At 68.0% G+C, this 24,623-nt stretch carries 27 protein-coding genes; 13 read left to right on the forward strand and 14 right to left on the reverse strand.

What is annotated here, in order from left to right:
• Positions 1-19 precede the first annotated feature (19 nt).
• From ACZ54P_RS39645 to infC, 4 genes are all read right to left on the reverse strand, one after another.
• Positions 20-865 carry a TrmH family RNA methyltransferase gene (locus ACZ54P_RS39645; RefSeq protein WP_465466789.1) on the reverse strand — a complete coding sequence of 282 codons (846 nt, stop codon included), beginning with the start codon at positions 863-865 and terminating at the stop codon, positions 20-22.
• Positions 862-1,239, reverse strand: a complete 378-nt coding sequence (rplT, locus tag ACZ54P_RS39650; RefSeq protein ID WP_465466766.1) for a 50S ribosomal protein L20 — start codon at positions 1,237-1,239, stop codon at positions 862-864. Before rplT ends, ACZ54P_RS39645 begins: the two co-directional genes overlap by 4 nt.
• 63 nt (positions 1,240-1,302) lie before the next feature.
• Entirely contained in the window at positions 1,303-1,497 is a 195-nt protein-coding gene (gene rpmI / locus ACZ54P_RS39655) for a 50S ribosomal protein L35 (protein WP_007028043.1), read from the reverse strand.
• Positions 1,498-1,566: 69 nt separating this feature from the next.
• Positions 1,567-2,142: a translation initiation factor IF-3 gene (infC, locus tag ACZ54P_RS39660; RefSeq protein ID WP_061987075.1), complete on the reverse strand. Its 576-nt coding sequence runs from the start codon at positions 2,140-2,142 to the stop codon at positions 1,567-1,569.
• Positions 2,143-2,410: 268 nt separating this feature from the next.
• Between infC and ACZ54P_RS39665 the strand changes: the two genes are divergently transcribed.
• The 3 genes from ACZ54P_RS39665 (at position 2,411) to ACZ54P_RS39675 (ending at position 4,529) form a co-directional block, all read left to right on the forward strand.
• A complete protein-coding gene (locus tag ACZ54P_RS39665; RefSeq protein WP_465466767.1) occupies positions 2,411-2,770 on the forward strand; it encodes a DUF1844 domain-containing protein in 360 nt (119 codons plus the stop codon).
• A gap of 119 nt (positions 2,771-2,889) precedes the next feature.
• Positions 2,890-3,537: a GntR family transcriptional regulator gene (locus tag ACZ54P_RS39670; RefSeq protein ID WP_465466768.1), complete on the forward strand. Its 648-nt coding sequence runs from the start codon at positions 2,890-2,892 to the stop codon at positions 3,535-3,537.
• Positions 3,534-4,529: a 1-aminocyclopropane-1-carboxylate deaminase gene (locus ACZ54P_RS39675; RefSeq protein ID WP_465466769.1), complete on the forward strand. Its 996-nt coding sequence runs from the start codon at positions 3,534-3,536 to the stop codon at positions 4,527-4,529. Before ACZ54P_RS39670 ends, ACZ54P_RS39675 begins: the two co-directional genes overlap by 4 nt.
• Before the next feature lie 65 nt (positions 4,530-4,594).
• Here ACZ54P_RS39675 and ACZ54P_RS39680 read toward each other — a convergent pair whose 3' ends face one another.
• The 3 genes from ACZ54P_RS39680 to ACZ54P_RS39690 are packed head-to-tail and all read right to left on the reverse strand — an operon-like array spanning position 4,595 to position 6,677.
• The gene (locus ACZ54P_RS39680) at positions 4,595-4,978 is read right to left on the reverse strand and encodes a RidA family protein (protein ID WP_465466770.1); all 384 of its coding nucleotides are present in this window, start codon (positions 4,976-4,978) and stop codon (positions 4,595-4,597) included.
• Entirely contained in the window at positions 4,975-5,739 is a 765-nt protein-coding gene (locus ACZ54P_RS39685) for an IclR family transcriptional regulator (protein ID WP_465466771.1), read from the reverse strand. Before ACZ54P_RS39685 ends, ACZ54P_RS39680 begins: the two co-directional genes overlap by 4 nt.
• Positions 5,736-6,677, reverse strand: a complete 942-nt coding sequence (locus ACZ54P_RS39690; RefSeq protein WP_465466790.1) for a sugar kinase — start codon at positions 6,675-6,677, stop codon at positions 5,736-5,738. Before ACZ54P_RS39690 ends, ACZ54P_RS39685 begins: the two co-directional genes overlap by 4 nt.
• Positions 6,678-6,827: 150 nt before the next feature.
• On the opposite strand from ACZ54P_RS39690, the gene ACZ54P_RS39695 reads away from it, so the two are divergent.
• The 9 genes from ACZ54P_RS39695 (at position 6,828) to ACZ54P_RS39735 (ending at position 17,679) form a co-directional block, all read left to right on the forward strand.
• Positions 6,828-8,132 (forward strand): amino acid deaminase, encoded by a 1,305-nt coding sequence (locus ACZ54P_RS39695; RefSeq protein WP_465466772.1) that lies wholly within the window; start codon positions 6,828-6,830, stop codon positions 8,130-8,132.
• A 33-nt stretch (positions 8,133-8,165) separates the two neighbouring features.
• A complete protein-coding gene (locus ACZ54P_RS39700; RefSeq protein ID WP_465466773.1) occupies positions 8,166-9,761 on the forward strand; it encodes an N-acyl-D-amino-acid deacylase family protein in 1,596 nt (531 codons plus the stop codon).
• Positions 9,758-11,146: a GntP family permease gene (locus ACZ54P_RS39705; RefSeq protein ID WP_465466774.1), complete on the forward strand. Its 1,389-nt coding sequence runs from the start codon at positions 9,758-9,760 to the stop codon at positions 11,144-11,146. Before ACZ54P_RS39700 ends, ACZ54P_RS39705 begins: the two co-directional genes overlap by 4 nt.
• A gap of 27 nt (positions 11,147-11,173) precedes the next feature.
• Positions 11,174-12,304 carry a lactonase family protein gene (locus tag ACZ54P_RS39710; protein WP_465466775.1) on the forward strand — a complete coding sequence of 377 codons (1,131 nt, stop codon included), beginning with the start codon at positions 11,174-11,176 and terminating at the stop codon, positions 12,302-12,304.
• A 12-nt stretch (positions 12,305-12,316) separates the two neighbouring features.
• Positions 12,317-13,600, forward strand: coding sequence for an extracellular solute-binding protein (locus ACZ54P_RS39715; protein WP_465466776.1), 1,284 nt, complete (start codon positions 12,317-12,319; stop codon positions 13,598-13,600).
• Positions 13,601-14,560, forward strand: a complete 960-nt coding sequence (locus ACZ54P_RS39720) for a carbohydrate ABC transporter permease (protein WP_465466777.1) — start codon at positions 13,601-13,603, stop codon at positions 14,558-14,560.
• The gene (locus ACZ54P_RS39725) at positions 14,551-15,426 is read left to right on the forward strand and encodes a carbohydrate ABC transporter permease (protein ID WP_465466778.1); all 876 of its coding nucleotides are present in this window, start codon (positions 14,551-14,553) and stop codon (positions 15,424-15,426) included. Before ACZ54P_RS39720 ends, ACZ54P_RS39725 begins: the two co-directional genes overlap by 10 nt.
• 1 nt (position 15,427) lies before the next feature.
• Complete coding sequence (locus ACZ54P_RS39730) at positions 15,428-16,834, forward strand: beta-N-acetylhexosaminidase (protein ID WP_465466779.1); 1,407 nt, start codon at positions 15,428-15,430, stop codon at positions 16,832-16,834.
• A gap of 260 nt (positions 16,835-17,094) precedes the next feature.
• Complete coding sequence (locus ACZ54P_RS39735; protein WP_465466780.1) at positions 17,095-17,679, forward strand: hypothetical protein; 585 nt, start codon at positions 17,095-17,097, stop codon at positions 17,677-17,679.
• Here the strand turns inward: ACZ54P_RS39735 and ACZ54P_RS39740 are convergent, their stop codons facing one another.
• Together ACZ54P_RS39740 and ACZ54P_RS39745 are read right to left on the reverse strand one after the other, a co-directional pair.
• A complete protein-coding gene (locus tag ACZ54P_RS39740; protein ID WP_465466781.1) occupies positions 17,680-18,222 on the reverse strand; it encodes a hypothetical protein in 543 nt (180 codons plus the stop codon).
• Positions 18,219-18,569 carry a hypothetical protein gene (locus ACZ54P_RS39745; protein WP_465466782.1) on the reverse strand — a complete coding sequence of 117 codons (351 nt, stop codon included), beginning with the start codon at positions 18,567-18,569 and terminating at the stop codon, positions 18,219-18,221. Before ACZ54P_RS39745 ends, ACZ54P_RS39740 begins: the two co-directional genes overlap by 4 nt.
• A gap of 130 nt (positions 18,570-18,699) precedes the next feature.
• Between ACZ54P_RS39745 and ACZ54P_RS39750 the strand changes: the two genes are divergently transcribed.
• On the forward strand, positions 18,700-19,956 hold the full coding sequence (locus tag ACZ54P_RS39750; RefSeq protein ID WP_465466783.1) for a choice-of-anchor Q domain-containing protein: 1,257 nt from the start codon (positions 18,700-18,702) through the stop codon (positions 19,954-19,956).
• Positions 19,957-20,013: 57 nt separating this feature from the next.
• Here the strand turns inward: ACZ54P_RS39750 and ACZ54P_RS39755 are convergent, their stop codons facing one another.
• The 5 genes from ACZ54P_RS39755 to ACZ54P_RS39775 form a co-directional block, all read right to left on the reverse strand.
• Positions 20,014-20,562: a snapalysin family zinc-dependent metalloprotease gene (locus ACZ54P_RS39755; RefSeq protein WP_465466784.1), complete on the reverse strand. Its 549-nt coding sequence runs from the start codon at positions 20,560-20,562 to the stop codon at positions 20,014-20,016.
• 162 nt (positions 20,563-20,724) lie between these two features.
• Positions 20,725-21,675 carry an alcohol dehydrogenase catalytic domain-containing protein gene (locus tag ACZ54P_RS39760; protein WP_465466785.1) on the reverse strand — a complete coding sequence of 317 codons (951 nt, stop codon included), beginning with the start codon at positions 21,673-21,675 and terminating at the stop codon, positions 20,725-20,727.
• Between the two features lie 18 nt (positions 21,676-21,693).
• On the reverse strand, positions 21,694-22,059 hold the full coding sequence (locus tag ACZ54P_RS39765) for a MerR family transcriptional regulator (protein ID WP_465466786.1): 366 nt from the start codon (positions 22,057-22,059) through the stop codon (positions 21,694-21,696).
• 37 nt (positions 22,060-22,096) lie between these two features.
• Positions 22,097-22,765: a response regulator gene (locus ACZ54P_RS39770; RefSeq protein WP_465466787.1), complete on the reverse strand. Its 669-nt coding sequence runs from the start codon at positions 22,763-22,765 to the stop codon at positions 22,097-22,099.
• A complete protein-coding gene (locus ACZ54P_RS39775; RefSeq protein ID WP_465466788.1) occupies positions 22,762-24,378 on the reverse strand; it encodes an ATP-binding protein in 1,617 nt (538 codons plus the stop codon). Before ACZ54P_RS39775 ends, ACZ54P_RS39770 begins: the two co-directional genes overlap by 4 nt.
• Positions 24,379-24,623 lie beyond the last annotated feature (245 nt).

A 24,623-nucleotide genomic window follows, 5' to 3' on the forward strand; every position in this document is an offset into this window, starting at 1 on the left:
AGGCGTACTGCCCCTGACTCTATGTGGTCGCGGACCGCGACGCCATCGCATTGGTGTAGACACAGACCGCCGCGGCCGTCGCGAGGTTCAGGCTTTCCGCCCGGCCGTACATCGGGATCTTGACCGCGAGGTCGACGGTGTCGAGTACGTGCGCGGGCAGGCCGTGCGCCTCGTTGCCGAACACCCACGCGACGGGCTCGTCGAAGGTCACCTGATCAAGCTCGGTGTCGGCGTAGCCGTGTGCGCCGAAGGTGCGGAGACCGGCGGCGGAGCAGGCCTTCAAGGCCGCGTCGACGTCACGGATCCGGGTGATGGCGGGGTGGAACAGACTACCGGCGGCCGCGCGGACGCATTTGCCGTTGTGCGGGTCGACACTGTCTCCCGCGAGGACGACCGCGTCGGCGCCCGCGGCGTCCGCGACCCGGATGACGGTGCCCGCGTTCCCGGGGTCCGCGACGTCGACGAGGACGACGACGAGCTTCGCGCCCGGCTTCAGGACAGTCTCTTGTGGACGGTCGACGAGCGCGCACACCGCGACGATGCCTTGCGGCGTCACGGTCTCGGACAGCCCGTCGGCGGCGCGGTCGGAGATCGGCGAAACGGGGACGCCCGCATCGCGCGCGGTGACGAGCAGACGCTCGTGCTGCCCGGCGGCGCGTTCGGTGACGAACAGCTCGTACACCTTGCCGCCGTCTTCGAGGGCGTGGGTGAGCGCGGCTTCGACCGCGTTCGCGCCCTCGGCGAGAAACCGCCCGGTCTTCTCACGTTCGGCCCGGCGGGTGAGCTTGCGCGCAGCAACAACCCGGGGCGTCCGTTCGGTGAACGGAGCCGCCCCGGGTTGCGGGAGAGCGCTGTGGCCGGTCAGGCCGACTTCTTCTCTTCGGTGTTCACGTTCGCCTTGGCCAGCTCGGCCAGCGCGGTGAAGGCGGCGGCGTCGTTGACCGCGAGTTCCGCGAGGATCTTGCGGTCCACCTCGACACCCGCGGTCTTGAGACCCTGGATGAGGCGGTTGTAGGTGACACCGTTGGCGCGGGCGGCCGCGTTGATGCGGGTGATCCACAGCCGACGGAAGTCACCCTTGCGGGCACGGCGGTCCCGGTAGGCGTAGTTCAGCGAGTGAAGCGTCTGCTCCTTCGCCTTGCGGTACAGCCGCGAACGCTGGCCGCGGTAGCCGCTGGCGAGCTCGAGAGTCGCGCGACGCTTCTTCTGGGCGTTGACAGCCCTCTTGACGCGTGCCACTGGGTCCATCCTGTCGATCTGGGGGCGCGCAGGCGCGCCCGGCGTTTACAAAGTGCGGGAGTGTCAGCGGCCGAGAAGGCGCTTGACGCGGCCGACGTCGTTCTTGGCGATCTCGGTCGTGCCCTCAAGGCGACGGGTGAGCCTGTTGGACTTCTTCTCCATCAGGTGGCGGCGGCCGGCCTTCTGGCGGCGCAGCTTGCCCGAACCCGTGACGCGAACTCGCTTCGACGTCCCGCTGTGCGTCTTCATCTTCGGCATTACGTTGTCCTCTTTCGTGCGGCGGCACACCGGTGTTCTCCGGTGTGCCGCTGACATGGCTGGTCGGCGCTACGCGTCGGCGGGCGGCTCTGGCGACTCGTCCTTGGTGGCCTTCGTGGCCTTGGTCGGCTTCACGTTCTTGTGCGGAGCCAACACCATGATCATGTTGCGACCGTCCTGCTTCGGCGACGACTCGACGAAACCGAGTTCCGTCACCTCGTCGGCGAGCTTCTGCAGCAGCCGGAAACCGAGTTCCGGCCGGGACTGCTCGCGACCGCGGAACATGATCGTGACCTTGACCTTGTTGCCTGCCGCAAGGAAGCGCGACACGTGACCCTTTTTGGTCTCGTAGTCGTGCTGGTCGATCTTCGGCCGCAGCTTCTGCTCTTTGATGACGGTGAGCTGCTGGTTGCGGCGGGACTCGCGGGCCTTCTGCGCGCTCTCGTACTTGAACTTGCCGAAGTCCATGAGCTTGCATACGGGCGGGCGTGCCTGAGGGGCGACCTCGACGAGATCGAGATCGTTTTCCTGTGCCAGCCGCAATGCATCTTCGATCCGGACGATGCCGACCTGTTCACCGGCGGGTCCGACGAGGCGGACTTCCGGTACCCGGATTCGGTCGTTGATGCGTGTCTCGGAGCTGATGGGGCCTCCCTGGTTCGAGGTAAATTCTTCTACCGTTTCGACCTGGTGCCCACATACCTAAGGCCCCGGTACCGTGCGGTACGCGGGGCCCACTCTTTCCGATCGTGTTCGATCTCCAGAACCGAACACACCACCTCGACGCCCGAAATCGTCTTGGCGAGACCGGACCCGGACACCTGGTGTTGCGGCGGTGACACGGGTGGGAGCGGGGCTCCACTTGCCGCCCCCGATCGCTCGAGGGCTGGTCGCTCGTGGAAGGGTACCAGACGTGTCAGAAGAACCGGTTCAGCAGCCCCCGTATTCCCCGGACGTCCGCGACCTGGAGGACATCCCGAGCGTCGAGGTGATCAGCAGGGCGGCCGTCATGCTGCTCTCCGCCGGCGCCGAACGGCTCGGCCTCGCCGACGAGGACCCGGCCAACTCACCGCACCGCGACCTCGACGAGGCCCGCCGCCTGATCACCGCCCTCGCCGGGTTGGTCACCGCGTCGGCAGAGTACCTCGGCCTGCACGCGGGCCCGCTACGCGACGGCTTGCAGTCACTGCAGAAGGCGTTCCGCGAGGCTTCGGCCGTGCCGGACGCGCCCGGGCAGGGGCCGGGCGAGAAGTACACGGGACCCGTCTACTAGGTCACCTTTCCCGCTCCTACGTGTCATGAGGGGTCCCCATAGGACGAAATTTGTCCTATGGGGACCCCTCATGACACGCGCCCTATCCGATTGCACGACTGACAGCTAACATTTCAGATATGAGTGGGTTAGCCAGGGTGCCGCGATCCCTCCTCCGGGACGAGGCTTACGAGAACATCCGCCGGGCGATCATCAACGGGACGTTGCCGCCGGGGACGAACCTGCGCGACGGCGACCTCGCCGATCAGCTGGGTCTTTCCAGGGCGCCGGTGCGCCAGGCGCTGCTGCGCCTCATCGAGGACGGCCTCGTCGAGTCGAAGCCGCAGAGCTACACGCGGGTGGCGGGGTTCGTCCCCGACGACGTCCGCGATGCCCTGCAGCTGGTCCGCGCCCTGCACGAGTTCGCCGTCCGGGCCGGCACGCCCCGGATGGGCGCGGCCGAGGTCGAAGCGATGCGCGCCGCCAACACCCGATTCGCCGAAGCGATCGCCGCCGGGGACATCGCGGCCGCGATCGCCGCCGACGACGAACTCCACGACATCCCGGTGGCGGCCGCCCGCAACCGGGCGGTCGCCGCGACGCTGGACCGCTACACACCGCTGCTCCGGCGTCTCGAATACGCCCGTTTCGGCTCCCTGCCCGCGCACCGGTCGGTCCAGCGCCACGCGGAACTGGCCGATGCCATCGAAGCGGGCGACGTCGAAGCGACCTGCTCGATCACCGCCACGATCTGGACCGAACTCGAAGCCCTCCTGGAGACGCCATGACCCTCGCCGACTTCCCGCGCTACCCGCTGCTGTTCGGCCCCTCCCCCGTGCACCCGCTCGACCGGCTCACCGCCCACCTCGGCGGCGCGAAGGTCTGGGCGAAGCGCGAGGACGTCAACTCCGGGATCGCGTTCGGTGGCAACAAGACCAGGAAGCTCGAATACCTGGTCGCCGACGCGCTCGCCTCGGGGGCGGACACGCTGATCTCGATCGGCGGCGTGCAGTCGAACCACACCCGCCAGGTCGCCGCGGCGGCCGCTCGGGCCGGGCTGAAGGCCGTGCTGGTGCAGGAAAGCTGGGTGGACTGGAACGACCCGCTCTACGACAGGGTCGGCAACATCCAGCTCTCACGCATCCTCGGCGCCGACATCCGGATGGTCGAGGCCGGGTTCGGCGTCGGCTTCAAGGAGAGCTGGGAGAACGCGGTCAAGGAGATCGAGGCCGGCGGCGGCAAGCCGTACGCGATCCCGGCGGGCGGGTCGGACCATCGCCTCGGCGGACTCGGTTTCGCGAACTGGATCGTCGAACTCGAAGCGCAGGAGGCCGAACTCGGCGTCTTCTTCGACACGGTGGTCGTCTGCTCGGTCACCGGCAGCACGCAGGCCGGGATGGTCGCCGGGGCCGCGCTTTCGGGGAAACCCCGGCGGATCCTCGGCATCGACGGCTCGGCGAAACCCGCCGAGACCCGCGACCAGATCACCCGCATCGCCCGCGCGACCGCGGAGCTGATCGGCGCCGGGGAGATCGACGAGGTCGAACTGGACGAGCGCTACCACGCCGGGACCTACGGCATCCCCGACGAGTCCACTTTGGACGCGATCAGGACACTGGCGCGGTTGGAAGGCGTGCTCACCGATCCGGTGTACGAGGGCAAGTCCATGGCGGGGCTGATCGACCTCGTCTCCCGTGGGGAGATCTCGCGGGACTCGAACGTGCTCTTCGCGCACCTGGGCGGGCAGCCCGCGCTGAACGGGTACACGAGCGTGCTCTAGCGGCTGCAATGAAAGGTCCTTTCCTTGCAAATTTGCAAGGAAAGGACCTTTCATTGCACGCGCGACTAGTCCACCACGGCCAGGACGTCGATCTCCACCAGCAGGCCGGCGGGCAGGCCGACGTACACGGTGGTGCGGGCCGGGTGCGGCGCTTCGCCGATCAGCTTGTTGTAGACCTCGTTGAACGCGCCGAAGTGGTCGACGTCGGTCAGGTACACGCGCACCATCATCGCGTCGCTCAGGCTCGAACCGGCGGCCTCGAGCACCGCTTCGATGTTCTTGAACGTCTGCTCCGTCTGCTCACCGACGGTCTCGCCGACGATGGCGCCGGTGGCCGGGTCGAAGGCGACCTGGCCGGCCACCTGCAGGATGTTGCCCTTGCGGACCGCCTGCGAGAACGCGGCCACCGGCTTCGGCGCGTTCTCCGTGCTGATCGCGGTCTTGCTCATTCCAACTTCCCCTTTCGGTTCCCCGTCCATCCACTGTGGACGGAAGCTTCTTCGGCGGCGGCGATCAGTTCCGGCACGAGCGCCATCAGGCCGTCGTAGTCGAGCAGTACCTTCGGCACCGACACCGACGCGGCGGCGAGTACCACGCCGCCCGGGCCACGGACCGGCGCGGCGACGCAGTGGATGAAGTCCTCGTGCTCGGCGTTGTCCACCGCGTAGCCGCGGTCGGCGACGAGATCCAGTTCGGTCTCGTAGGCCGACGGCGTGGTGATCGTGTTCGGGGTGCGGACGAAGAAATCGATCCGCGAAACGACGTCTGCCCGTTTCTCCGGCGGCATCGCGGCGACGAGCACCTTGCCGACGGCCGTGCAGTGCAGCGGGGCGCGTTTGCCGATGCGCGAGTACATCCGCACCGAATGCCTGCCCTCGAACTTGTCGATGTAGACGACCTCGCCGTCCTCATAGGACGCGAGGTGCACGGTGTGCCCGGTGCGCACGTTGAGCCCGGCGAGCGCGGATTGCGCGGTGCGGCGGACGTCGCGGTCTTCCAGCGCTTGCTGTGCGAGGTCGAACAACGCACTGCCGAGCCGGTAGTACCGCTGCCCTTCCCGGCGCACGAAGTGATGCGTCTCCAGGGTGCGCAGCAGCCGCAGCACGGTCGACTTGTGCACGCCGATCTCCTCGGCGAGCTGGTCCAGCGTCTTCGGCTCGCGGGCGAGCCCGCTCAGCAACGTGAGCGCGCGGTCCAGGCTCTGACTCATGCGCTCACCAATCCCTTGTCCGTGAGTTTCGCCGAAGCCCAGGATGCCGCATCCGCGCCGATCAGCGTCTCGACGACGGCTTCGGGCAGCGGGGTCCCCACATCGTCGTGGGTCAGCAACGTCGCCGCGGCCTGCAGGTGCCCTCGCCGCAGACGGGTCGCGGGGTCGTCACCGCGCAGGGTGGCGGCGAGGAAACCCGCCGCGAAAGCGTCACCGGCGCCGACCGGCTCCACGACGTCGACCTGGAGGGCGGGCGAGAACAGTGGAGCCTCGTCGCCCTCGATCAGCGTCACCCCGCGTGCCCCGTGCTTGACGACCAGCGTCTTCGGGCCGGGTACGACGGCGCGCAGCCGTTCCGGGTCGCCGGTCCCCCACACCCGTTCGGCTTCGTCCTCGCCCGCCAGCACGATGTCGGCACGGGCGGCCAATCCGGCCAGTACCGACGGGTCGCGCCCGGTCCACAGCGCGGGCCGGAAGTTCACGTCGAACGAGACGAGCGTGTCGCCACGCGGCCGTTCCATCAGCGCCCGCACCAGGTCCAGACAGCCGTCCGACAGCGCGGGCGTGATCCCGGACAGGTGGATCACGCGCACCCGGTCGAGGTCGAGCTTCCCCAGCAGCGCGGCGTCCATCCCGGACGCGGCCGACCCTTTGCGGTAGTAGCGCACGGGACTGCCGTCCGCTCCGCTTTCCTTGATGTAGAGCCCGGTCGGCCGGGCCGGATCGATCACGACCCGGCTGACGTCCACCCCCGCCTCCGCGATCTCGCGCACGAGGGCGTGGCCGAACGGATCGTCGCCGACGGCGCTCACCCACGCGCTGGCGAACCCCAGCGCGGGGAGATGGCAGGCGACGTTCGATTCGGCTCCGCCGATGGTCCGCACCCACTTCCGCACCTGGTCGGGCGGCCCGGATTCGGCCGGCACGAACAAGGCCATCGACTCCCCGATGCACAAAACGTCGGGCGCGCTTGTCACCTTCACGTCTCCTAGTCGTCACGCCGTTGACCTCTAGCGGACCGGATGCTACACCTATCCCACGCAATATGCGCAACGTCCGTTGCAACATACGCAACCGAGGTGAACCTCATGTTCCAAGCCGGCACCATCGATTCCGCCGCGGTCGCGGCCATCCGGGAGGAGCGCGTCGACTGGCGCTTCCGCTCGGTGGCGCCCTCGCTGTCCGGCCTCACGATCGGCGAAGCCGCCACCCGCGGGGCCAAGCTGTTCGACGACGGCTTCCTCGGCCCCTTCGTGGTGCTCGACGAGGAAGCTCTCGAACACAACCTCCGCACGATGGCGGACTGGTGCGCCGAACGCGGGGTCGCGCTGGCCCCGCACGGCAAGACGACGATGGCGCCGCAACTGTTCGAGCGGCAGCTGAAGCACGGCTCGTGGGGCATCACCTGCGCGAACGCCGGGCATCTGCGGATCTATCGGGCGTTCGGCGTTTCCCGGATCCTGCTGGCGAACCAGTTGCTCGACCCGTCGGGGCTGAAGTGGCTCGCCGCGGAACTGGACGCCGACGACGACTTCGCGTTCGTCTGCTGGGTCGATTCGGTCCGCGGTGTCGAGCTGATGACCGAAGCCCTGCGTGGTGCCCGCCGCAAGGTGGACGTCCTCGTCGAACTCGGCGCGGAAGGCGGCCGCACCGGTGTCCGTGACATCGAGACCGCGCTCGCCGTCGCCGAAGCCGCGCACGCTAGCCCGGCACTGCGGTTGCGCGGATCCGGCGGCTACGAAGGCGCCCTTTCCCACCACACGGACGAAAAGTCGCTCCAGCTGATCAGCTCCTATGTGGACGGACTGCGCGAACTCGTCTTCGCCTTCGCCGCGAAAGGCCTGCTCGACGACGCCGGTCAGATCATCGTCACCGGCGGGGGCAGCGCGTATTTCGATCGCGTCGCCGACGAACTCACCAAGGACTGGCGCGACCTGGACGTCCTGCCGATCCTGCGCAGCGGTGCCTACGTGACCCACGACGACGGCTTCTACCGCGTGATCTCACCGCTGGGCGAACACCCGCGCATCGGCGGCGTCGCCTCGTTCCGTCCCGCGCTGCGTGCCTGGGCGCAGGTGACGTCGAAGCCGACCGACGAACTCGCGCTGCTCACCATCGGCAAACGGGACGCGTCCTTCGACGAAGGCATGCCGGAGCCCCGGCTGATCCGCAAGGGCGACGGGCCGCCGTCCGCGCTCGAAGGTCACTCCATCCAGAAGATGAACGACCAGCACGCCTTCCTCACCTTGCCCGCGTCTTCGCCAGTCGAGGTCGGCGACTGGGTCGCACTCGGCCTGTCGCATCCGTGCACTGTTTTCGACAAATGGCCCCTCATCCCGGTCGTCGGCCCCGACGGCGAGACCGTGCTCGATTTCGTCCGCACCCATTTCTGATCCGTCCTCCACCGCCGCAGAGGAAGAATCGCCATGGACATCGTTGTCCGCTCCGCACTGGTCGCCGACGGCACCGGAGATCCGCTCACCAGGCACGACGTGGGCATCTCGGGAGGCCGGATCGCCAGTGTCGCCGAACCCGGCTCGCTCGCGGGCCGCCGCACCATCGACGCCGACGGACTCGTGCTCGCGCCCGGGTTCATCGACATGCATTCGCACTCCGACCTCCAGCTGCTCGCGAATCCGGACCACCTCGCGAAGCTCTCGCAGGGCGTCACCACCGAGGTCCTCGGGCAGGACGGGCTTTCGTACGCGCCCGTGAACGACGACGTCCTGGCGTCGCTACGCCAGCAGCTCGCCGGGTGGAACGACGACCCGGCCGGATTCGACTGGAACTGGCGTTCGGTCGGGGAATACCTCGATCGGCTCGACGCCGGGGTCGCGGTCAACGCCGCCTACCTGGTGCCGCAGGGCACCGTCCGGATGCTCACCGTCGGCTGGGAAGACCGGCCCGCGACCGAGGCCGAAATGAACGCGATGAAGGAACTGGTCGCGACGGGGCTGGCCGAAGGTGCCATGGGCCTGTCGTCCGGGCTCACCTACACGCCGGGCATGTACGCGACCACCGAGGAACTCGTCGAGCTGTGCCGGGTTGTCGGCGAAAACGGCGGCTTCTACAGCCCGCATCACCGCAGCTACGGCAAGGGCGCGCTCGAGGCCTTCGGCGAGATGGTCGACGTCTCGCGTCGTTCCGGCTGCCCGCTCCATCTCGCGCACGCCACGATGAACTTCTCGGTGAACAAGGGCAAGGCACCCCAGCTGCTGGACCTGCTCGACGAGGCACTCGACGACGGCTGTGACATCTCGCTGGACACCTATCCCTATCTCCCCGGCGCCACTTACCTTTCCGCGTTGCTGCCGAGCTGGTCGACCGAAGGCGGGCTCGACGCCACTCTGGCGCGTCTGTCCGATGTGGATGCTCGCGAGCGGATCCGCGCCGAGATCGAGGAGACCGGCTCCGACGGCGCTCACGGCGTACCTATCGACTGGGACGCCATCGAGATCAACGGCGTCCGCCGCGACGAGAACTCCCACCTCGTCGGCCACTCCGTCGCCGCTTCGGCGCAGCAGGCCGGGAAGCCCGCCGCGGAGCTGTACTTCGACGTCCTGCTCTCGGAAAAGCTCGGCACGTCCTGCCTCATGCACGTCGGGCACGAGGAGAACGTCCAGGCGATCATGCGCCACCGCACGCACACCGGCGGCAGCGACGGGCTTCTCGTCGGGGCGCGACCGCATCCCCGCGCCTGGGGCACGTTCCCGCGCTACCTCGCGCGCTACGTCCGCGAGCTCGGCGTCCTCGACCTCGCCGAATGCGTCGCCCATCTCACCGGCCGTGCCGCGAAACGCCTGCGGCTCACCGACCGAGGCCTCGTCCGCGCCGGATACGCGGCGGATCTCGTGCTGTTCGACCCGGAAACCGTCGCCGACACCGCCACGTTCGACGAGCCGCGGCAGCAGGCCGCCGGTATCCCCCACGTCTTCGTCAACGGTGTCGCCGCCATCGACGATGGTCAACCGACCGGCGCCCTCGCCGGCCATTCACTGCGGAACCCCGGGAGTGCCCGATGATCGATTGGCTCCAACATTCGACGGGAGGTCTTCTGACCCTCGCCGCCGTCTCGATCGCGGTCTTGCTGCTGCTCATCATCAAGGTCAAACTCGAGCCCTTCATCGCCCTGATCGTGGTCGGCCTGCTGACCGCGCTGGCCGCGGGCCTGCCGGTCGGCCAGATCGTCGGTTCCGCGCAGAAGGCATCGGATTCCCTGCTGGAAAAGGGTTTCGGCGGGATCCTCGGGCATATCGCCGCGATCATCGGACTCGGCACGATCCTCGGGTCCATTTTGGAGCGTTCCGGTGGGGCGAAGGTGCTCACCGGCGCGCTGCTGCGGGCCATCGGTGAGAAGCGGGCGCCGCTCGCGATGGGTCTCGCGGGGTTCGTCTTCGGTATCCCGGTCTTCTTCGACATCGGCATCTTCGTGCTGGCACCGCTGGTCTACGTCGCCGCCAAACAGGGCGGCCGGTCATTGGTGCTGTACGCGTTGCCGCTGCTCGCCGGTCTTTCCATCACGCACGCGTTCCTCCCGCCGCACCCCGGCCCGGTGGCCGCGGCCGGCCTGCTGCACGTGGAACTCGGCTGGATCATCCTGATGGGACTGGTCTGCGGTATCCCGGCGTTCCTCGTCGGCGGTGTGGCGTATTCCACCTGGATCGGCAAGCGCATCAACGTCGCGGTCCCCGCGGAATTCCTGGTGGCCGAGGAAGAAGGCGAAAAGGAGGAGAACGCGCCGTCTCTCGTTCTCGTGTCGGCGATCATCGCGGTTCCGCTGGTGCTCATCCTCGCCGGGACCTTCGGCAGTATCTGGCTTCCGAAGAATTCCGCGGCGGCCGGGGTGGCCGCGTTCATCGGCACCCCGGCGGTCGCGCTGACGATCTCGGTGCTGCTCGCGTCCTGGCTGCTGGGACTTCGCCGCGGCTTGACGGGCAAGGACTTGAGCGAGCTTTCGGCGAAGTCGCTCCGCCCGGTCGCGATGATCCTCCTGGTGGTCGGCGCGGGCGCGTTCTTCGGCGCCGTGCTGGCCGCGACGGGGATCGGAAAGGCGGTCGCGGGATCGCTGGACAACGCCGGCCTCCCGGTCATCCTGGCCGCGTACGTGATCAGTTGCGGGATGCGGATCGCGCAGGGTTCGGCGACCGTCGCGATCGTGACCACGAGCGGCATCGTCGCGCCGACGGTGGCGACGCTGGGTTACTCGCAGATTCAGCTCGCGCTGCTGGTCGTCGCGATCTCCGCCGGGTCGATCATCGCCTCCCACGTGAACGACGGCGGGTTCTGGATCATCTCGCGGTACTTCGACATGACGGTGCCGCAGACCCTGAAAACCTGGACCGTCTTGGAAACCGTCCTTTCCGTTTCCGGTTTCGGCGTGGCAGCATTGCTCATGGCAGTGGTTTAAACCACCCGACATCTGGGAGAAATCACGATGACCGGACTCGATCGACGCACCTTCCTCGGCGCCGTCGGAGCGGCTGGACTCACCACCGTTCTCGGTTCCCAGCTCGCGAACGCTTCCGAACAGACCTGCGGACCGGAGGGAACCGGGGCCATCTACGTCAGCAGCTACACCAGTTCCGGGCACGGGCTCGATGTCGCTCACCGGGACGCGACCACGAACGCGGTGGTCGTCGACCGGACGATTCCGGGAGTGAGCAACGCTTCCTGGTTCGACCTCAGTGCCGACCGCAAGACGCTGTATGTGACCAATGAGGACGAGAACGGCCAGATCTCCGCGCTGAGTCTCGCCGATCCGGCGAAACCCAAGCTGCTCAACAAGAAGTCGGCGAAGGGTCAGCACCCGACGCATCTGAGCGTCCATGCGAGCCAGAAGTACGTGCTCGCCGCGAACTACAGCAGCGGCAGCGTCGTCGTCCTCCCGATCCTCGCGGGCGGGAAACTCGGCGACGTCGTCGATCTGGCGCAGCACAAGGGCGCCGAGCGGCAGGCGCACGCGCACCAGGTCGTCAACGATCCCACCGGCAAGTGGGTGCTCGCGGTCGACCTCGGCGCGGATTCGGTGTACGTCTACAAGCTCGATGTCCCGACCGGGAAGCTGAAGCTGAACCAGCAGCTCAAGCTCCCCTCGGGCGCCGGTCCCCGGCACCTCGCGTTCCACAGAGGAGGCAAGTACGCCTACATCCTGGGCGAGTTGCGCGCCGAGGTGACCGTCGCGGCGTGGAACCCGGCCACCGGGAAACTGACCGCCGGGCAGGTGGTCCCGGCCGTTCCGGCGGGCACGCCCGGCGCGCAGTACCCGGGAGAGATCACCACGTCCAAGGACGGGAAGTTCGTCTACGCCTCCGTGCGCGGCTCCGACACGATCGCGTCGTTCAGCGTCAGCGAGGACGGGAAGTCCTTGAAGCTGCTGAACAACGCACCTGTCGGTGGTGTGTATCCGCGTCACTTCACGCTCGATCCGACCGAGCGCTGGTTCTACGTTTCGAGCGACAAGTCCGGCACGCTCAGCTGGCTGCCGCGTGACCCCGACACCGGTCTTCCTGGTGCCGTCGCCGGGAAACTGGCGCTCCCCCAGGTCAATTCCGTCTTGTTCACCTAAGGAGAAACTCTCATGAGAACTCGCGTCCTCATCGCGGGCCTCGCGGCGATCGGCCTCGTCTCAGGCTGTGCGCCGGCCCAGAACACCCCCGCCGCGAGCGGCGGTGACGAGAAGTCCGGCACGGTTCGGGTGTGGCTGTTCGACGAGGCCAACCGCGCGCCCAAGGAGGCCGCGGTCAAGGAGGCGATCGCCGAGTTCAAGGCGGCGCATTCGGGCGTCGAGGTCGACGTCCAGTGGATCCCGGTGGAAGGCCGTGCGGACAAGTTCTCCGGCGCCTTCAACGACCCGGCCAGCGCGCCGGACGTCGCCGAGTTCGGCAACACCGACGTCTCCAGCTACGCCGCCACCGGCGCGCTGGCCGACCTCACCGGCGATCTCTCGTCGTGGAAGGAAGGCGCCGACATCCTGCCCGCGGTGCTGGAGACGGCGAAGTCCGGCGGCAAGACGTACGGACTTCCGTGGTTCACCGGCATCCGCGCCTTGTACTACCGCACGGACCTCTTCGCCGAACTCGGCCTCAAGCCGCCGACGACGCTGGCGGAACTGAGCGAGACCGCGAAGACGATCCGCGCCAAGAAGCCGGAGCTGTACGGCATCTCCGTCGGTGGCAAGTACACCTACGCGATGCTGCCGTTCCTGTGGGCACACGGCGGCGAGATCGCCAAGCAGGACGGCGACAAGTGGAAGTCCACACTGGACTCCGAGGAGGCCAAGGCCGGTGTCGCGGCGTACGCGAACCTGCTGAAGGCGGACATCTGCCCGCCCGAGCAGTGCGCCAACCTCACCGGAACGCAGAGCATCCAGGCGTTCGCGGGCGGCAAGGCGGGGATGTCGATCGGTGGTGACTTCAATCGCAAGGCCGTCGAAGCCGGTCAGGTGAAGGGCAAGTACGCGATCATCCCGATCCCGGGTACCGAGGCGGGCAAGATCGCGCCGGCGTTCGCGGGCGGGAACCTGCTCGGCGTGTTCAACGCGACCAAGCGCAAGAGCCTCGCGGTCGAGTTCACCGAACTGCTCGGTGGCGCCAAGTACCAGGAGAAGATGTACGTCGCCATGGGCAACCTGCCGACACTCGGCAGTGTCCAGCAGAAGGTCGCCGCGAGCGACCCGTCGGTCAAGCCGTTCGTCGACACGCTCACCGCGGGCACGAAGTTCGTCCCCGCCACCGCGGCGTGGTCGAAGATCGACGCGCAGAACGTGCTGCCGACCGCGATCCAGCAGATCGCGACCGGCGGCAAGGACCCGGCCACCGCGCTGGCCACCGCGTCCGCCGAGATGAACAAGGCGTTCGGTTAAGTGGTCACGAAGGAAATCACTCGCACCGTGGCCTCGCCCGCCCCGGCTCGGCGGTCATCCCGCCGTCGCCGGGACGGGCGGGCCGCCCTGCTCTATCTGGCGCCCGGCGGCATCCTGCTGCTGGCCATGCTGGTCTACCCGATCTACCAGCTCGTCCTGATCTCGTTCTACGACTACGGCCAGCCGCAGGCCGTCGGCAACGCGCCGCTGGTGTTCCTCGGCTTCGGGAACTACGTCGAACTGCTGGAGAACGTCCAGTTCTGGGAAGTGCTGGCCAAGACCCTCGGCTTCACCGCGGTCTGCGTCGTCGGGAGTCTGGCGCTCGGGACGGGACTGGCCGTCCTGGCCACCCGGGTCCGCGCGTGGGCGCGGGTCCCGCTGTTCCTGGCGGCGCTGGCCGCCTGGGCGACACCGGCGATGGCGGGCTCGTACGTCTGGCTGTTCCTGTTCGACGCGGACTTCGGCCTGGTCAACGAGGTGCTGTCGGGGATCGGGTTCACTGGGATGGCGAACCACTCCTGGACCTTCGACACTTACAGCACCTTCGGCCTGGTGGCCGCCGAGGTCATCTGGTGCTCGTTCCCGTTCGTCATGGTGACGATGTACGCGGGGATCAAGGGGGTGCCGGAAGAGGTCATCGAGGCCGCGTACCTCGACGGCGCGTCGACCTGGCGCACCACGTGGTCGATTACGTTGCCGATGGTGCGGCCGCTGCTCACCATCGCCACGATCCAGTCGATCATCTGGGACTTCAAGATCTTCACCCAGATCTACGTGATGACCAACGGCGGCGGCGTGGCCGGGCGCAACCTCGTGCTCAACGTTTTCGCCTACCAACAAGCCTTCGCCGGGCAGGAATACGGTCTCGGCGCGGCGCTCGGAGTCGTGATGACCTTGCTGCTGCTGTCCATCACCGGGCTGTATGTCCGGTCGCAACGCCGGAGCGCGGGATGGGTGTGACGACAGCGCCGAAGACCCGCCGGATCAAGCGCCCGGGGCGGCTGATCGCCGAGATCGTCTGTGTGGTGATCGCCGGGATGGTCGCGTTCCCGGTGTACTGGATGGTGCTTTCGGCGTTCAAGCCCACCGGGCAGATCCAGGCGGAGAACCCTCGCCCGTGGACGCTTACGCCGACGCTGGAGCACTTCGAACGGGTGCTCACCGGCGAGGGTTTCGCGATGTTCTTCCTGAACAGCGTGCTCGTGGCGGTCGTGGTGGTGGCGCTGTCGCTGCTGCTGTCGTTCCTCTCGGCGGTGGCGCTGACCCGGTTCAACTTCAAAGGCAAGACCGTCCTGCTGGTCATGGTGCTGGTGGCGCAGATGGTGCCGGTCGAGGCGCTGACCATTCCGTTGTTCTTCCTGATGCGGTCGGTCGGCGACGTCGCGCCGGCGTTCGGCACCAACCACCTCGGCTCGCTGATCCTGGTGCACCTGGCGTTCAGTCTGCCGTTCGCGATCTGGATGCTGCGCGGGTTCGTCGCGGCGGTGCCGCAGGAACTGGAAGAGGCGTCGAAGATCGACGGCGCGAGCCGGATGCGGTTCACCTGGCAGATCCTCTTCCCGCTGGTGGCGCCCGGGCTGGTGGCGATCAGCGTGCTGGCGTTCATCCACGCCTGGAACGACTTCCTGTTCGCCAAGACGTTCATCATCTCCAACACCGAGAACCAGACGCTTCCGCTGGCGATTCTCGTGTTCTTCAAACCGGAGGACACCGACTGGGGCGCGGTGATGGCGGGCTCGACCCTCATGACCATCCCGGTGCTGGTGTTCTTCATTCTTGTCCAACGACGACTCGTGTCCGTCATGGGCGGCGCGGTGAAGGGCTGACATGCCGGGATTCGAAACGCTGCTCCCCCGTCCCGTCTCGGTGGAACCCATGCCGGGACAGTGTTCAGTACCGTCCGAAGTGGACGTACGCGCGGATTCGGGACTTCCCTCCGAAGGCTATCGCCTGGAGATCGACCCGTCCGGCGTGAGACTGCACGTGGCCGACGCGGCCGGCGAGTTCTACGGTCGCCAGACGCTCCGGCAGCTCATCGGACCGGACGCCTTCCGCGCGGCGTCCATCCACAGTGGACATCAGACGATCCCGTGCGGGGTGGTGACCGACCACCCCAGGTTCAGCTGGCGTGGCTGTCTACTGGATGTCGCGAGGCATTTCCGGACCAAGGCCGAGGTGCTGCGGTTCATCGACCTGCTCGCCGCGCACAAGCTCAATGTGCTCAACCTGCATCTGACCGACGACCAGGGCTGGCGGATCGAGATCCCCGAGTTCCCCAGGCTGACCGAGGTCGGCGGCTGGCGGAAGTCGTCCATGGTCGGGCGGCACGACGGCCCGGAGCGCGACGGGCGACCGCACGGCGGGTTCTACACGACCGACGATCTCCGCGAGATCGTCGCGTACGCCGCCGCGCGTGCGGTGACGGTGGTCCCGGAGGTCGACATCCCCGGCCACGCGCGGGCCGCGATCGCCGCGTACCCCGAGCTCGGGCCGGAGACCGACGAACCGTGGGAGGTCTGGACGAGCTGGGGCATCAGCACGTCACTGCTGAACACGGACAAGTCCACAGTGGACTTCTTCAAGAGCGTTTTCGACCACGTCCTGGAGATCTTCCCCTCGGAGGTCATCGCGCTCGGCGGGGACGAAGTACCCGGCGCGACCGAGGAACACGGCCGGTTCGTCCGCGAGATCGCACGGCACCTGGTCGAACGAGGACGTCGTCCGCTGGGCTGGGACGAGGTGCTCGAAGCGAGTGACCTGCCGCCCATGGTCATCGGCTCGTGGCAGAGCGAGGCGGCCGGTGCCCGCGCGGCGGCCGCCGGACACGACGTCGTCATGTGCCCCGAGGACCACGTTTATCTGGACCACCGGCAGTCCGGACACGCGGACGAGCCGATCCCCGTCGGCTATCTGAGGACGTTGGAGAGCTTCTACGGCTACGAGCCGGTGCCCACTGACTTCCCCTCCGGCAAAACGATTCTGGGCACGCAGGCGCAGGTGTGGTCCGAGCACCTCGACACCGTGCGGCGGGTGGACTACGCCGCCTTCCCGCGGTTGTGTGCTTTCGCCGAGGTGGCGTGGAGCGATCCGGAGGGGCGGGACTACGCGGAATTCCTCCCGCGGCTGCGGGATCACCACCTGCCGCGGCTGGACGCGCTGGGCGTCGAGTACCGGCCGCTGGAGGGGCCGCTTCCTTGGCAAACGCGGCCGGGGGTTCCGGGCCGGCCTCGGTAAGTACGTGATGGCCCCCTTCCTTGCGCTTATTAAGGGGTGAGGCAAACGTGTCGTGTCGCGAGCGACGTCGACTCGCGCCGCGGCCTGATGTCCCCCGCCCCCCGATTCCCGCTCACACCGCCAGGGGTGACCAACCTTCCCCAGCCCTCAAGGAGGTGCCGCGAAAGCCACTTTCAAGACATGTGATGTCCCGAAAGTGGCTTTCGCGACACCTTTGCCCTCCCCCTCGATAAGTACCGGACGGGGGCCATCATGGAGTGATGAGTGATCAGTCCGCGCGGTGGGTCGACGTCACCCAGCTCCCTGAAGAACTCGTAGCGCTCATCGAGACTCTCCGCCCCGGTGAGGACGTGCCGATCACCCGTGACGGCGAGACGATCGCGACGATCTCCGGCGCGTATCCCGAGGCCAGGGGGTTCGCAGCCCCCGCTTCCGAGGACATAACGGTCGTCGCCACCGCCATGAAACTTTCGGCTTCGGCACGGGATGCGCTGTCCGAGCGGCTCGGCCCCGGCTACCTCGTGCTGGACCTGCACTCGGCACCCCCGACCGTCGACGTCCTGCTGGTCCCGCCCGCCAGTCCGCAGTTGATCGGCAACTTCCGAGCGTTGTACCCGAAGGCCCGGATCGTGATCACGGAGATCGAGGATGCCGAACTCGGCGTCAAGTTCGAAGGACCGGTGCGCCGTCTCCTCGACGCCGGGGCTGAGGCCTATATCCCGTCGAGCACGATCCCGCGGCTGGCGGAGCAGCTCGACCGGACCATGACTCAGCTTCGGCAGCTCACCGGCGACACGTCGGCGCCCCTGACCATCGAATCGCCGCGAGACCGCACGCTCGAGTGATCAGCGAGGGTCGAAGTCGCCGAGATTCAACCAGCTCACGCGATCGTCCCAGCTGTCCCAGAAGACCTGCTTCTCGGCAGCCCGATAGCGGTGCCGGTATCCCATCAGTTCACCGCAATCGAAGCTCTCCTCGACGAGATCGGGTGTTCCGAACACGCCGAGGAACTCGCCACGCGACCGCAGATACCCGAAGTGGGCGAGAAGACCACGCTCGGCACCGTAGAAGGCGAACCCGGAGACCATCCCGCCGACGATCCGGTAGCTGAATTTGCCGGGAAAGTGAACGACTCCCCCGGTTTCGACGACGTTCTCGACCACCTCTTCGCGAGAGAGGGGCTCACCGTCCGCGCCGTAGTACTCCGTGGCCCGGCCGCTTCCGCCGATCGTGCGGTGGACGATCGGCGAGAGGGTGACCTCGATGACGCTGTCGCGGGCGACGGTGTCGGCGGCTTTCGACCCGTAGCGGGCGCCGGCGAGACTCAGACCGCGCGGATCGGCATCCGGCCGGGTGAGGACGTCGAGGTCGTCGAGTATCTCGATCACTCGATGAAGCGTAGTACCGGCGGCCACCCGACCTCGACGAACCGCGGCCGGTAGATCCGCGCGTCGTCGAAGTTGTCGCCGTGGTCGAGGCTGTTCACGTTGTACGACACCGTGAGCTTCCCGGGACGGCTCAGCTGAGGATGCGCTGTCGCGTCGTAGACGATGCGCCGGTCACTGGCTTCGGGCGCCCGGTGGAGAACGACAGGATCACGGAACGGGCCAGTCGGCGAAGCAGCGGTGTAGGCGAGCATCACCGGACTGAAGGCGGGGCTCGTGTCCATGGTGATCAGCACGTATTCGCCACCGACGCGGGTCACCGAGAACGCGGTCCCGACCCCTGCGAGCATCCGGGCGGAGTCCTCTTCGTGGGACGACCAACCGACGCCGGTCCAGAACTGCCAAGGTCCGCGAAGGTCCCCGACAAGCACCCAGGTCTTTTGTACGGACCTTGTGCGCGGGGTGGTTACGGTCCGCGGCATGTCCTGGAAACTGCTTTCCGTGACCGTGCTCGCCGCCCTCGCGTGCACCGGTTTCACGACGGCCGAAGCCGCCTCGAAGACCTACTACGTCGACCAGGTCTCGGGCAGTGACAACGCGAGCGGCACTTCGCAGCAGACCCCGTGGAAGTCTCTGGCAAAGGTCTCGGCGACCACGTTCGCGGCGGGCGACACCGTCCTGTTGCGCCGCGGCGGAGCCTGGACCGGCGGCCTCACCGTCAAAGGCTCGGGCGTCACGATCGGCGCCTACGGCACCGGCGCCCGCCCGATCGTCAAGGGCGACACCGAAGCGTGTGTGGACCTGCCCGGCAACGACAATCGCGTGCAGGACCTGCAGATCGGTGTCGCGGCCCACGCCGGGCGTTGTTCGTGGGCGGGGGTGAAGGTGACCGGCGACCGGAACAAGGTGCTGTCGAACCTCATCACCGGCGCCGGCGCGGGCGTGTACATCGCGCCGTCGGCGGACCGCACCGAGGTCACGCAGAACGACCTGGTCGACAACAACCACATGACCGTCGTGACGCCGGGCGGCAACGACGACTCCGGCGCGTTCGCGGTCCTGGTCCAGGGCAACGACTCCGACATCGGCTGGAACCGGATCAGCGGCTCGATCGCGAAGGCCGACGACTTCGGCGGCCTCGACGGCGCCGCGGTCGAGATCTTCTACGGCTCCCGCAACGTCATCCACCACAACATCTCCGAGGACAACGAGACCTTCACCGAACTCGGCACCGACGCGAAGGACCCCGACGGCGTCTCGACCGGCAACATCTTCGAGTACAACGCGATCTTCGGTGCCAAGACGCGCGGCGGGATCATCACGCGCGGCGCGGCGGACGGCAACGGGCCGGTGCTCGGCACGGTGTTCCGCAACAACTCGCTCCGGCTCCCGAACGCCGAGGCGGAGGGCTTCGTCTGCTACGGCGGCTGCACGAACCAGATGCTGAGGATGACGCAGAACGTCGTCCAGGCGGCGTACAAGGTCGGCTACGCGGACGCGACCTTCACCGCGACCGACCACAACGTCTACTTCGGCGGACTGCGGCAGTTCACGGCGGGGGCGACGGACAAGGTGGCCGACCCGAAGTTCACCTCGGCCACGAACCTGATCCTGCTGGCGGGAAGCCCGGCGATCGACCTCGGCACGACGAAGTACGACGACCGCGACGTCGACGGCAACCCGGTCTTCGCCGGCGCCCGGGTCGATGCGGGCGCGTATGAATTCCAAGGCCAGTAAGTAGTGGGGCTCGTGAGTGGTAATGACGGTTCTAACCGTCATTACCACTCACGAGACTCAGTTGTAGATGCGCTGCAGGGCGCCCGCCGCCAAGAGGCCGTTGGCCCACAGCGAGTTCACCCGCGAGACCTCCTGCGCGTTCGGCTTCGCGTTGGTGCAGGACGGGCCGGGGCCACCACCGGACATCAGCTCGGAGCACGGGCCTTCGTAGTGGTCCGGCAGGCCGAGCGCGTGGCCGGTCTCGTGCGCGGCGATGCGGGTCTGGTCGTACTGCTTCGCCTGCGTGTAGTCGATGAAGATGGTGCCGCGGCCGTGGCCGTCGGTCTCGGCGTACGAGCCGGAGGGGTCGTTGCCCTCGGTGTAGCGCAGGGTGGCCCCCGACGAGCTCTCCTGCAGCTTCACGTTGGACACCGAGTTGTTCCAGTTCGCCGCGCCCGCCTGGATGGCGGCACGGAAGCTGGGCGCCCCCGAGGCGTCGTAGTAGACCGTGGTCACCGCAGCGGTCTGCTGAGCAGGCTGGACCGCGGCCGTGGCCTGACCCGCGGTCACCGGGACGGCGAGCAGCGCCAAGCTCACGGAGGCGGAGACGAAGAACTTCCTTGCCATGGACCCACTCCTTGAAAGGACAACGGAATGGTTCGTGAATTTAGGAGCCCCAGCCGCGGCCCGGCACCGACTTTCGTCGCGTTGGACAGCTGGTGATTTACCAACACTTTCGTCCTATTGACATGCGCACGTTCGCATACGACGATATCCGGTCCGCCGCGTTCAGGGCCGGAGCACCAGCTTGCCCGCGGTGGTCCGCGCCTCCAGCTCCGTGAGCACTCGGGGCCCGTCCGCGAGGTCGAACACCGTCGGCGTTCCCGGCGCGCAGACGCCGGCGGCGATGAGCGCGCGCAGCTCGTCCATCAGGTCCGCGAAGATCCCCGGCGCGTGTTCGATCAGGACACCGAGGTGCAGGCCGATCAGGTGGATCTGGTGCCGGAAGTTCAGCTCGCGGTTGGTGATCGCGGCCTCTCCCCCGGCGACGCCGTAAACCACGACCCGGCCGGTGACGCGTTTGGCGGCGGCGAGGCTCGCGACGAACGTCGCCCCGCCCACGGACTCGAGAACGAGATCCACTTCGCCGGGATCCTCTCCGTAGCCGAGGACGCGATCGGCGCCCAGCGCCCGCACCAGGTCGTGCTTTCCCGGTGAAGCGGTGCCGATGACGGTGGCCCCGTAGTGCTTGGCCAGCCGGACCGCGGCCTGACCGACCCCACCCGCCGCCGCCTGCACCAGCACAGTCTCCCCGGCGGCCAGCCGCCCCAGCGGTTTGAGCGCGGCGAGCGCGGTGGCCCAGTTCAGCAGCAACCCGGGAGCCTGCTCGTCCGACCAGCCCTCCGGCACCGCGACCGCACCGGCCGCGGACAGGACCATGTACTCGGCGAAGGCCCCGTCACCGGTTCCGACGACGTGGTCGCCGAGCGCGACTCCGGTCACCGCGTCCCCCAGGCCGACGACCTCACCCGCGGCCTCGAAACCCGCGACGTACGGCGCCTTCGGACCGCCTTCGTAGGTGCCCCGGGTCTGCATGACGTCGGCGAAGTTGACGCCCGCCGCGGTGACCTTCAGCAGGATTTCGCCCGGCCCCGGAACCGGGACGGGTGTGTCGGTGATCAGGTGGAGATCTTCAGGACCGTTCGTGGAGTCCTGGCGCAGCGCGCGCATCGAAGTCATGGCCGCACGCTAAAACCCTCACGTTTGCGTGAGAGTCAAGTCGCGCAGGTAGGCGTCGAGGGCGTCGCGATTGCGGGTCATGAGCGCGATCCGGCGGTCGAGCACTTCCCGCTGCCGCGCGACCTCGCCGATCATGTACTCGCACGGCGCCTTCGGCCGGACTTCCTCCGGACCGTCGAGGTACGGGAGGACTTCGCGGATCAGCCTGACCGGCAGACCGGCGTCGAGCATCCCGCGGATCTGCAGGACCGCCTCGACCGAGCCCTCGCGGAAGTCGCGGTAGCCGTTACCCTCGCGGCCCGGGCTGATCAAGCCCTCTTCCTCGTAATAGCGCAGCGCGCGGACGCTGACCCCGGTCTTCCGCGCGAGTTCGCCGATCTTCACCCTGTCCACGGTAGCCCGTGCGCCGCGGTATAGGTCGTTATACGGTTTTCGGTTTGTACCAGACCTCGGGGCGGCCGACCTGGCCGTAGCGGGGCTCGCGCTGGGCGAGGCCGTTGTCGGCGAGGTATTCGAGGTAGCGCCGCGCGGTGACCCGGGAGGCGCCGATCGCGGTCGCCGCCGCCCCGGCGGACAAGCCGTCGGCGGCCGAAGCGAGGACCTCGGTGATCGATTCCAAGGTCTGCGCGCTCATCCCCTTCGGCAGCGCCTGCCGCTCGGTGGCGCGCAGCGTGCCGAGCGCCCGGTCGATCTCGGCCTGACCGGTGACCTCGCCCGAGGTGCCGTGGAACTCGGCGTAGCGCTCGAGTTTTTCCCGCAGAGACGCGAAGGTGAACGGTTTCAGCAGGTACTGGACCACGCCGACGGACACCGCGGCCTTGACCAGCGCCAGATCGCGGGCCGAGGTCACCGCGATGACGTCGATCGGGAGACCGGCCGCGCGCAGCGACCGGCAGACCGCGAGCCCGTGCGTGTCGGGGAGGTAGAAGTCCAGCAGTACCAGGTCGACCGGCTCACGTTCACAGAACCGCAGCGCGTCGCCGCCGGAGTGGACGACGCCGGCCACGGTGAAGCCGGGCATTCTCTCGACGTAGACCCGGTGCGCGTCGGCCGCCACCGGCTCGTCCTCGACGACCAGCACCTTGATCATCGAGTCGGCTCCTTCGGCGATGTCTTCAGCGGCAGGCGCACGGTGAACACCGCGCCCTCGTCGCGGCCGACGTCGATGGTCCCACTGTGCCGCCGCACCGCCTGACCCACCAGTGCCAGGCCGAGTCCGTGCCCGTCCTCGGGTTTGGTGGACCAGCCGCGCCGGAACACATCCTCGACGTCGTCCACGCCGGGGCCGGTGTCGGCGACCCGCAACAGCAGCTCGTCGGCGCCGGATCGCACGGTCACTTCGACCCCGGGCCGCCCGCCGTCCGCCGCGTTCCCCACCGCCGCGTCGATGCCGTTGTCGATCAGGTTGCCGAGGATGGTCACCAGATCCCGCGGCGGGACACCGGTGTCCGAGTCCTCCATGACGGTGTCGGGCGTGATCGTGAACTCGACGCCGCGCTCGCTCGCCTCCGCGGCCTTACCCAGCAGCAACGCCGCGAGCACCGGTTCGGCGACCGCGCCGACCACGCGGTCGGTGAGTTCCTGCGCCAGCGCGAGCTCCTCGGTCGCGAACTCGACGGCCTGTTCGGGACGGCCGATCTCGACCAGTGAAACGACCGTGTGGAGCCGGTTCGCCGCCTCGTGTGCCTGCGACCGCAACGCTTCCGCCAATCCGCGCACCGTGGTCAGTTCGCCGGTGAGCGCCTGGAGTTCCGTGTGGTCGCGCAGGATCACCACGGTGCCCATCGCCTCACCCCGCGAGCGCACCGGCGCGGTGCTGACGACGAGCACCCTGGCCTCGGTGAGGTGGATTTCGTCGGTGCGCTCCTCCCCGGAGGTGAACGCCTCGACGAGGTCTTCTGGAATGTCCAATGCGGACAGTTCACGGCCGACCGGATCGTCGTCGACGCCCAGCAGCGCGCGAGCGCCGTCGTTGCACAGCACCACGCGGCCGTCTCCGCCGACGAGCAGCAGCCCCTCGCGCATCGAATGCAGGACGGCTTCGTGGTACTCGAACAGGTTGCTCAGTTCCTCGGGAGCGATCCCCCTGGTCTGCCGCCGGAGCCGCGCGCTGACCAGGTAGCTGCCGATCCCGCCGACCACCAGCACGGCCGCCGCGACCCCGATCAGCGGCCACAGGCGTTCGCGCAGTTCGGCGTCGATCGCCTCGACCGTGATGCCCACCGACACCAGCGCGACGACCTGCCCTCCGGTGCCGAGCACCGGGACCACCACGCGTTCTGACGGCCCCAGCGAACCGGCATAGGTCTCGAGGACCCTGCCGCCGCGTTGCGCTTCGCCGATGTTCCCGATGAACCGCTGCCCGATCAACTCCGGATTCGGATGGGTGAAGCGGATCCCGTTCTTGTCCATGATGGTCACGAAGTCCACACCCGTGTCCGCGCGGACACTCTGCGCGAACGGCTGCAAGGTCCGGCTGGGCTCCGAAGTGGACAATGCGGCCAGTACGCCGGGCGCGTCCGCCACCGCTTCGGCGACCGCGGTCACCTGATCGCGCGCGCGATCCCCGGTGGCGCGGACAGAATCGAGATAGGCGAAGGTCAGCCCCGCCGCGACGAGCACGAAAAGCACCACGAGCTGGAGAATCAGCAGCTGGCGCGCGAGGCTGCCACGCCTGGTCCGGATCCGCGTCGTCGAGGGCACCCGCCCATACCAGCACACCGGCGGACCGGCCGCTCGCACCGCCCGGCCGGAATTCCCCTAAAGGCACTCGCGCGAACTCAATGAACACAACCGTGACCCAGCTCACCTGCCCGGGTGATAGTGACCGGCAATCCCGGACATCCCTGAGCTGGAGGCAAAGGTGCCTACAACGCCCGAAGCGGCGCCGCGTCGCCGAGACAAGATGCATTACCTGTACCTGGCCGTGATCGCCGCCGTGGTCCTCG

This window comes from Amycolatopsis sp. NPDC034160, assembly GCF_055575355.1.

Bases quoted from the DNA above. Each gene is read 5' to 3' on its own strand.
- rpmI (WP_007028043.1), bottom strand. From the start codon at position 1,497: ATGCCGAAGATGAAGACGCACAGCGGGACGTCGAAGCGAGTTCGCGTC.
- ACZ54P_RS39670 (WP_465466768.1), top strand. From the start codon at position 2,890: ATGAGTGGGTTAGCCAGGGTGCCGCGATCCCTCCTCCGGGACGAGGCT.
- ACZ54P_RS39675 (WP_465466769.1), top strand. From the start codon at position 3,534: ATGACCCTCGCCGACTTCCCGCGCTACCCGCTGCTGTTCGGCCCCTCC.
- ACZ54P_RS39680 (WP_465466770.1), bottom strand. From the start codon at position 4,978: ATGAGCAAGACCGCGATCAGCACGGAGAACGCGCCGAAGCCGGTGGCC.
- ACZ54P_RS39685 (WP_465466771.1), bottom strand. From the start codon at position 5,739: ATGAGTCAGAGCCTGGACCGCGCGCTCACGTTGCTGAGCGGGCTCGCC.
- ACZ54P_RS39690 (WP_465466790.1), bottom strand. From the start codon at position 6,677: ATGGCCTTGTTCGTGCCGGCCGAATCCGGGCCGCCCGACCAGGTGCGG.
- ACZ54P_RS39695 (WP_465466772.1), top strand. From the start codon at position 6,828: ATGTTCCAAGCCGGCACCATCGATTCCGCCGCGGTCGCGGCCATCCGG.
- ACZ54P_RS39700 (WP_465466773.1), top strand. From the start codon at position 8,166: ATGGACATCGTTGTCCGCTCCGCACTGGTCGCCGACGGCACCGGAGAT.
- ACZ54P_RS39705 (WP_465466774.1), top strand. From the start codon at position 9,758: ATGATCGATTGGCTCCAACATTCGACGGGAGGTCTTCTGACCCTCGCC.
- ACZ54P_RS39710 (WP_465466775.1), top strand. From the start codon at position 11,174: ATGACCGGACTCGATCGACGCACCTTCCTCGGCGCCGTCGGAGCGGCT.
- ACZ54P_RS39715 (WP_465466776.1), top strand. From the start codon at position 12,317: ATGAGAACTCGCGTCCTCATCGCGGGCCTCGCGGCGATCGGCCTCGTC.
- ACZ54P_RS39725 (WP_465466778.1), top strand. From the start codon at position 14,551: ATGGGTGTGACGACAGCGCCGAAGACCCGCCGGATCAAGCGCCCGGGG.
- ACZ54P_RS39730 (WP_465466779.1), top strand. From the start codon at position 15,428: ATGCCGGGATTCGAAACGCTGCTCCCCCGTCCCGTCTCGGTGGAACCC.
- ACZ54P_RS39735 (WP_465466780.1), top strand. From the start codon at position 17,095: ATGAGTGATCAGTCCGCGCGGTGGGTCGACGTCACCCAGCTCCCTGAA.
- ACZ54P_RS39745 (WP_465466782.1), bottom strand. From the start codon at position 18,569: ATGCTCGCAGGGGTCGGGACCGCGTTCTCGGTGACCCGCGTCGGTGGC.
- ACZ54P_RS39750 (WP_465466783.1), top strand. From the start codon at position 18,700: ATGTCCTGGAAACTGCTTTCCGTGACCGTGCTCGCCGCCCTCGCGTGC.
- ACZ54P_RS39755 (WP_465466784.1), bottom strand. From the start codon at position 20,562: ATGGCAAGGAAGTTCTTCGTCTCCGCCTCCGTGAGCTTGGCGCTGCTC.
- ACZ54P_RS39760 (WP_465466785.1), bottom strand. From the start codon at position 21,675: ATGACTTCGATGCGCGCGCTGCGCCAGGACTCCACGAACGGTCCTGAA.
- ACZ54P_RS39770 (WP_465466787.1), bottom strand. From the start codon at position 22,765: ATGATCAAGGTGCTGGTCGTCGAGGACGAGCCGGTGGCGGCCGACGCG.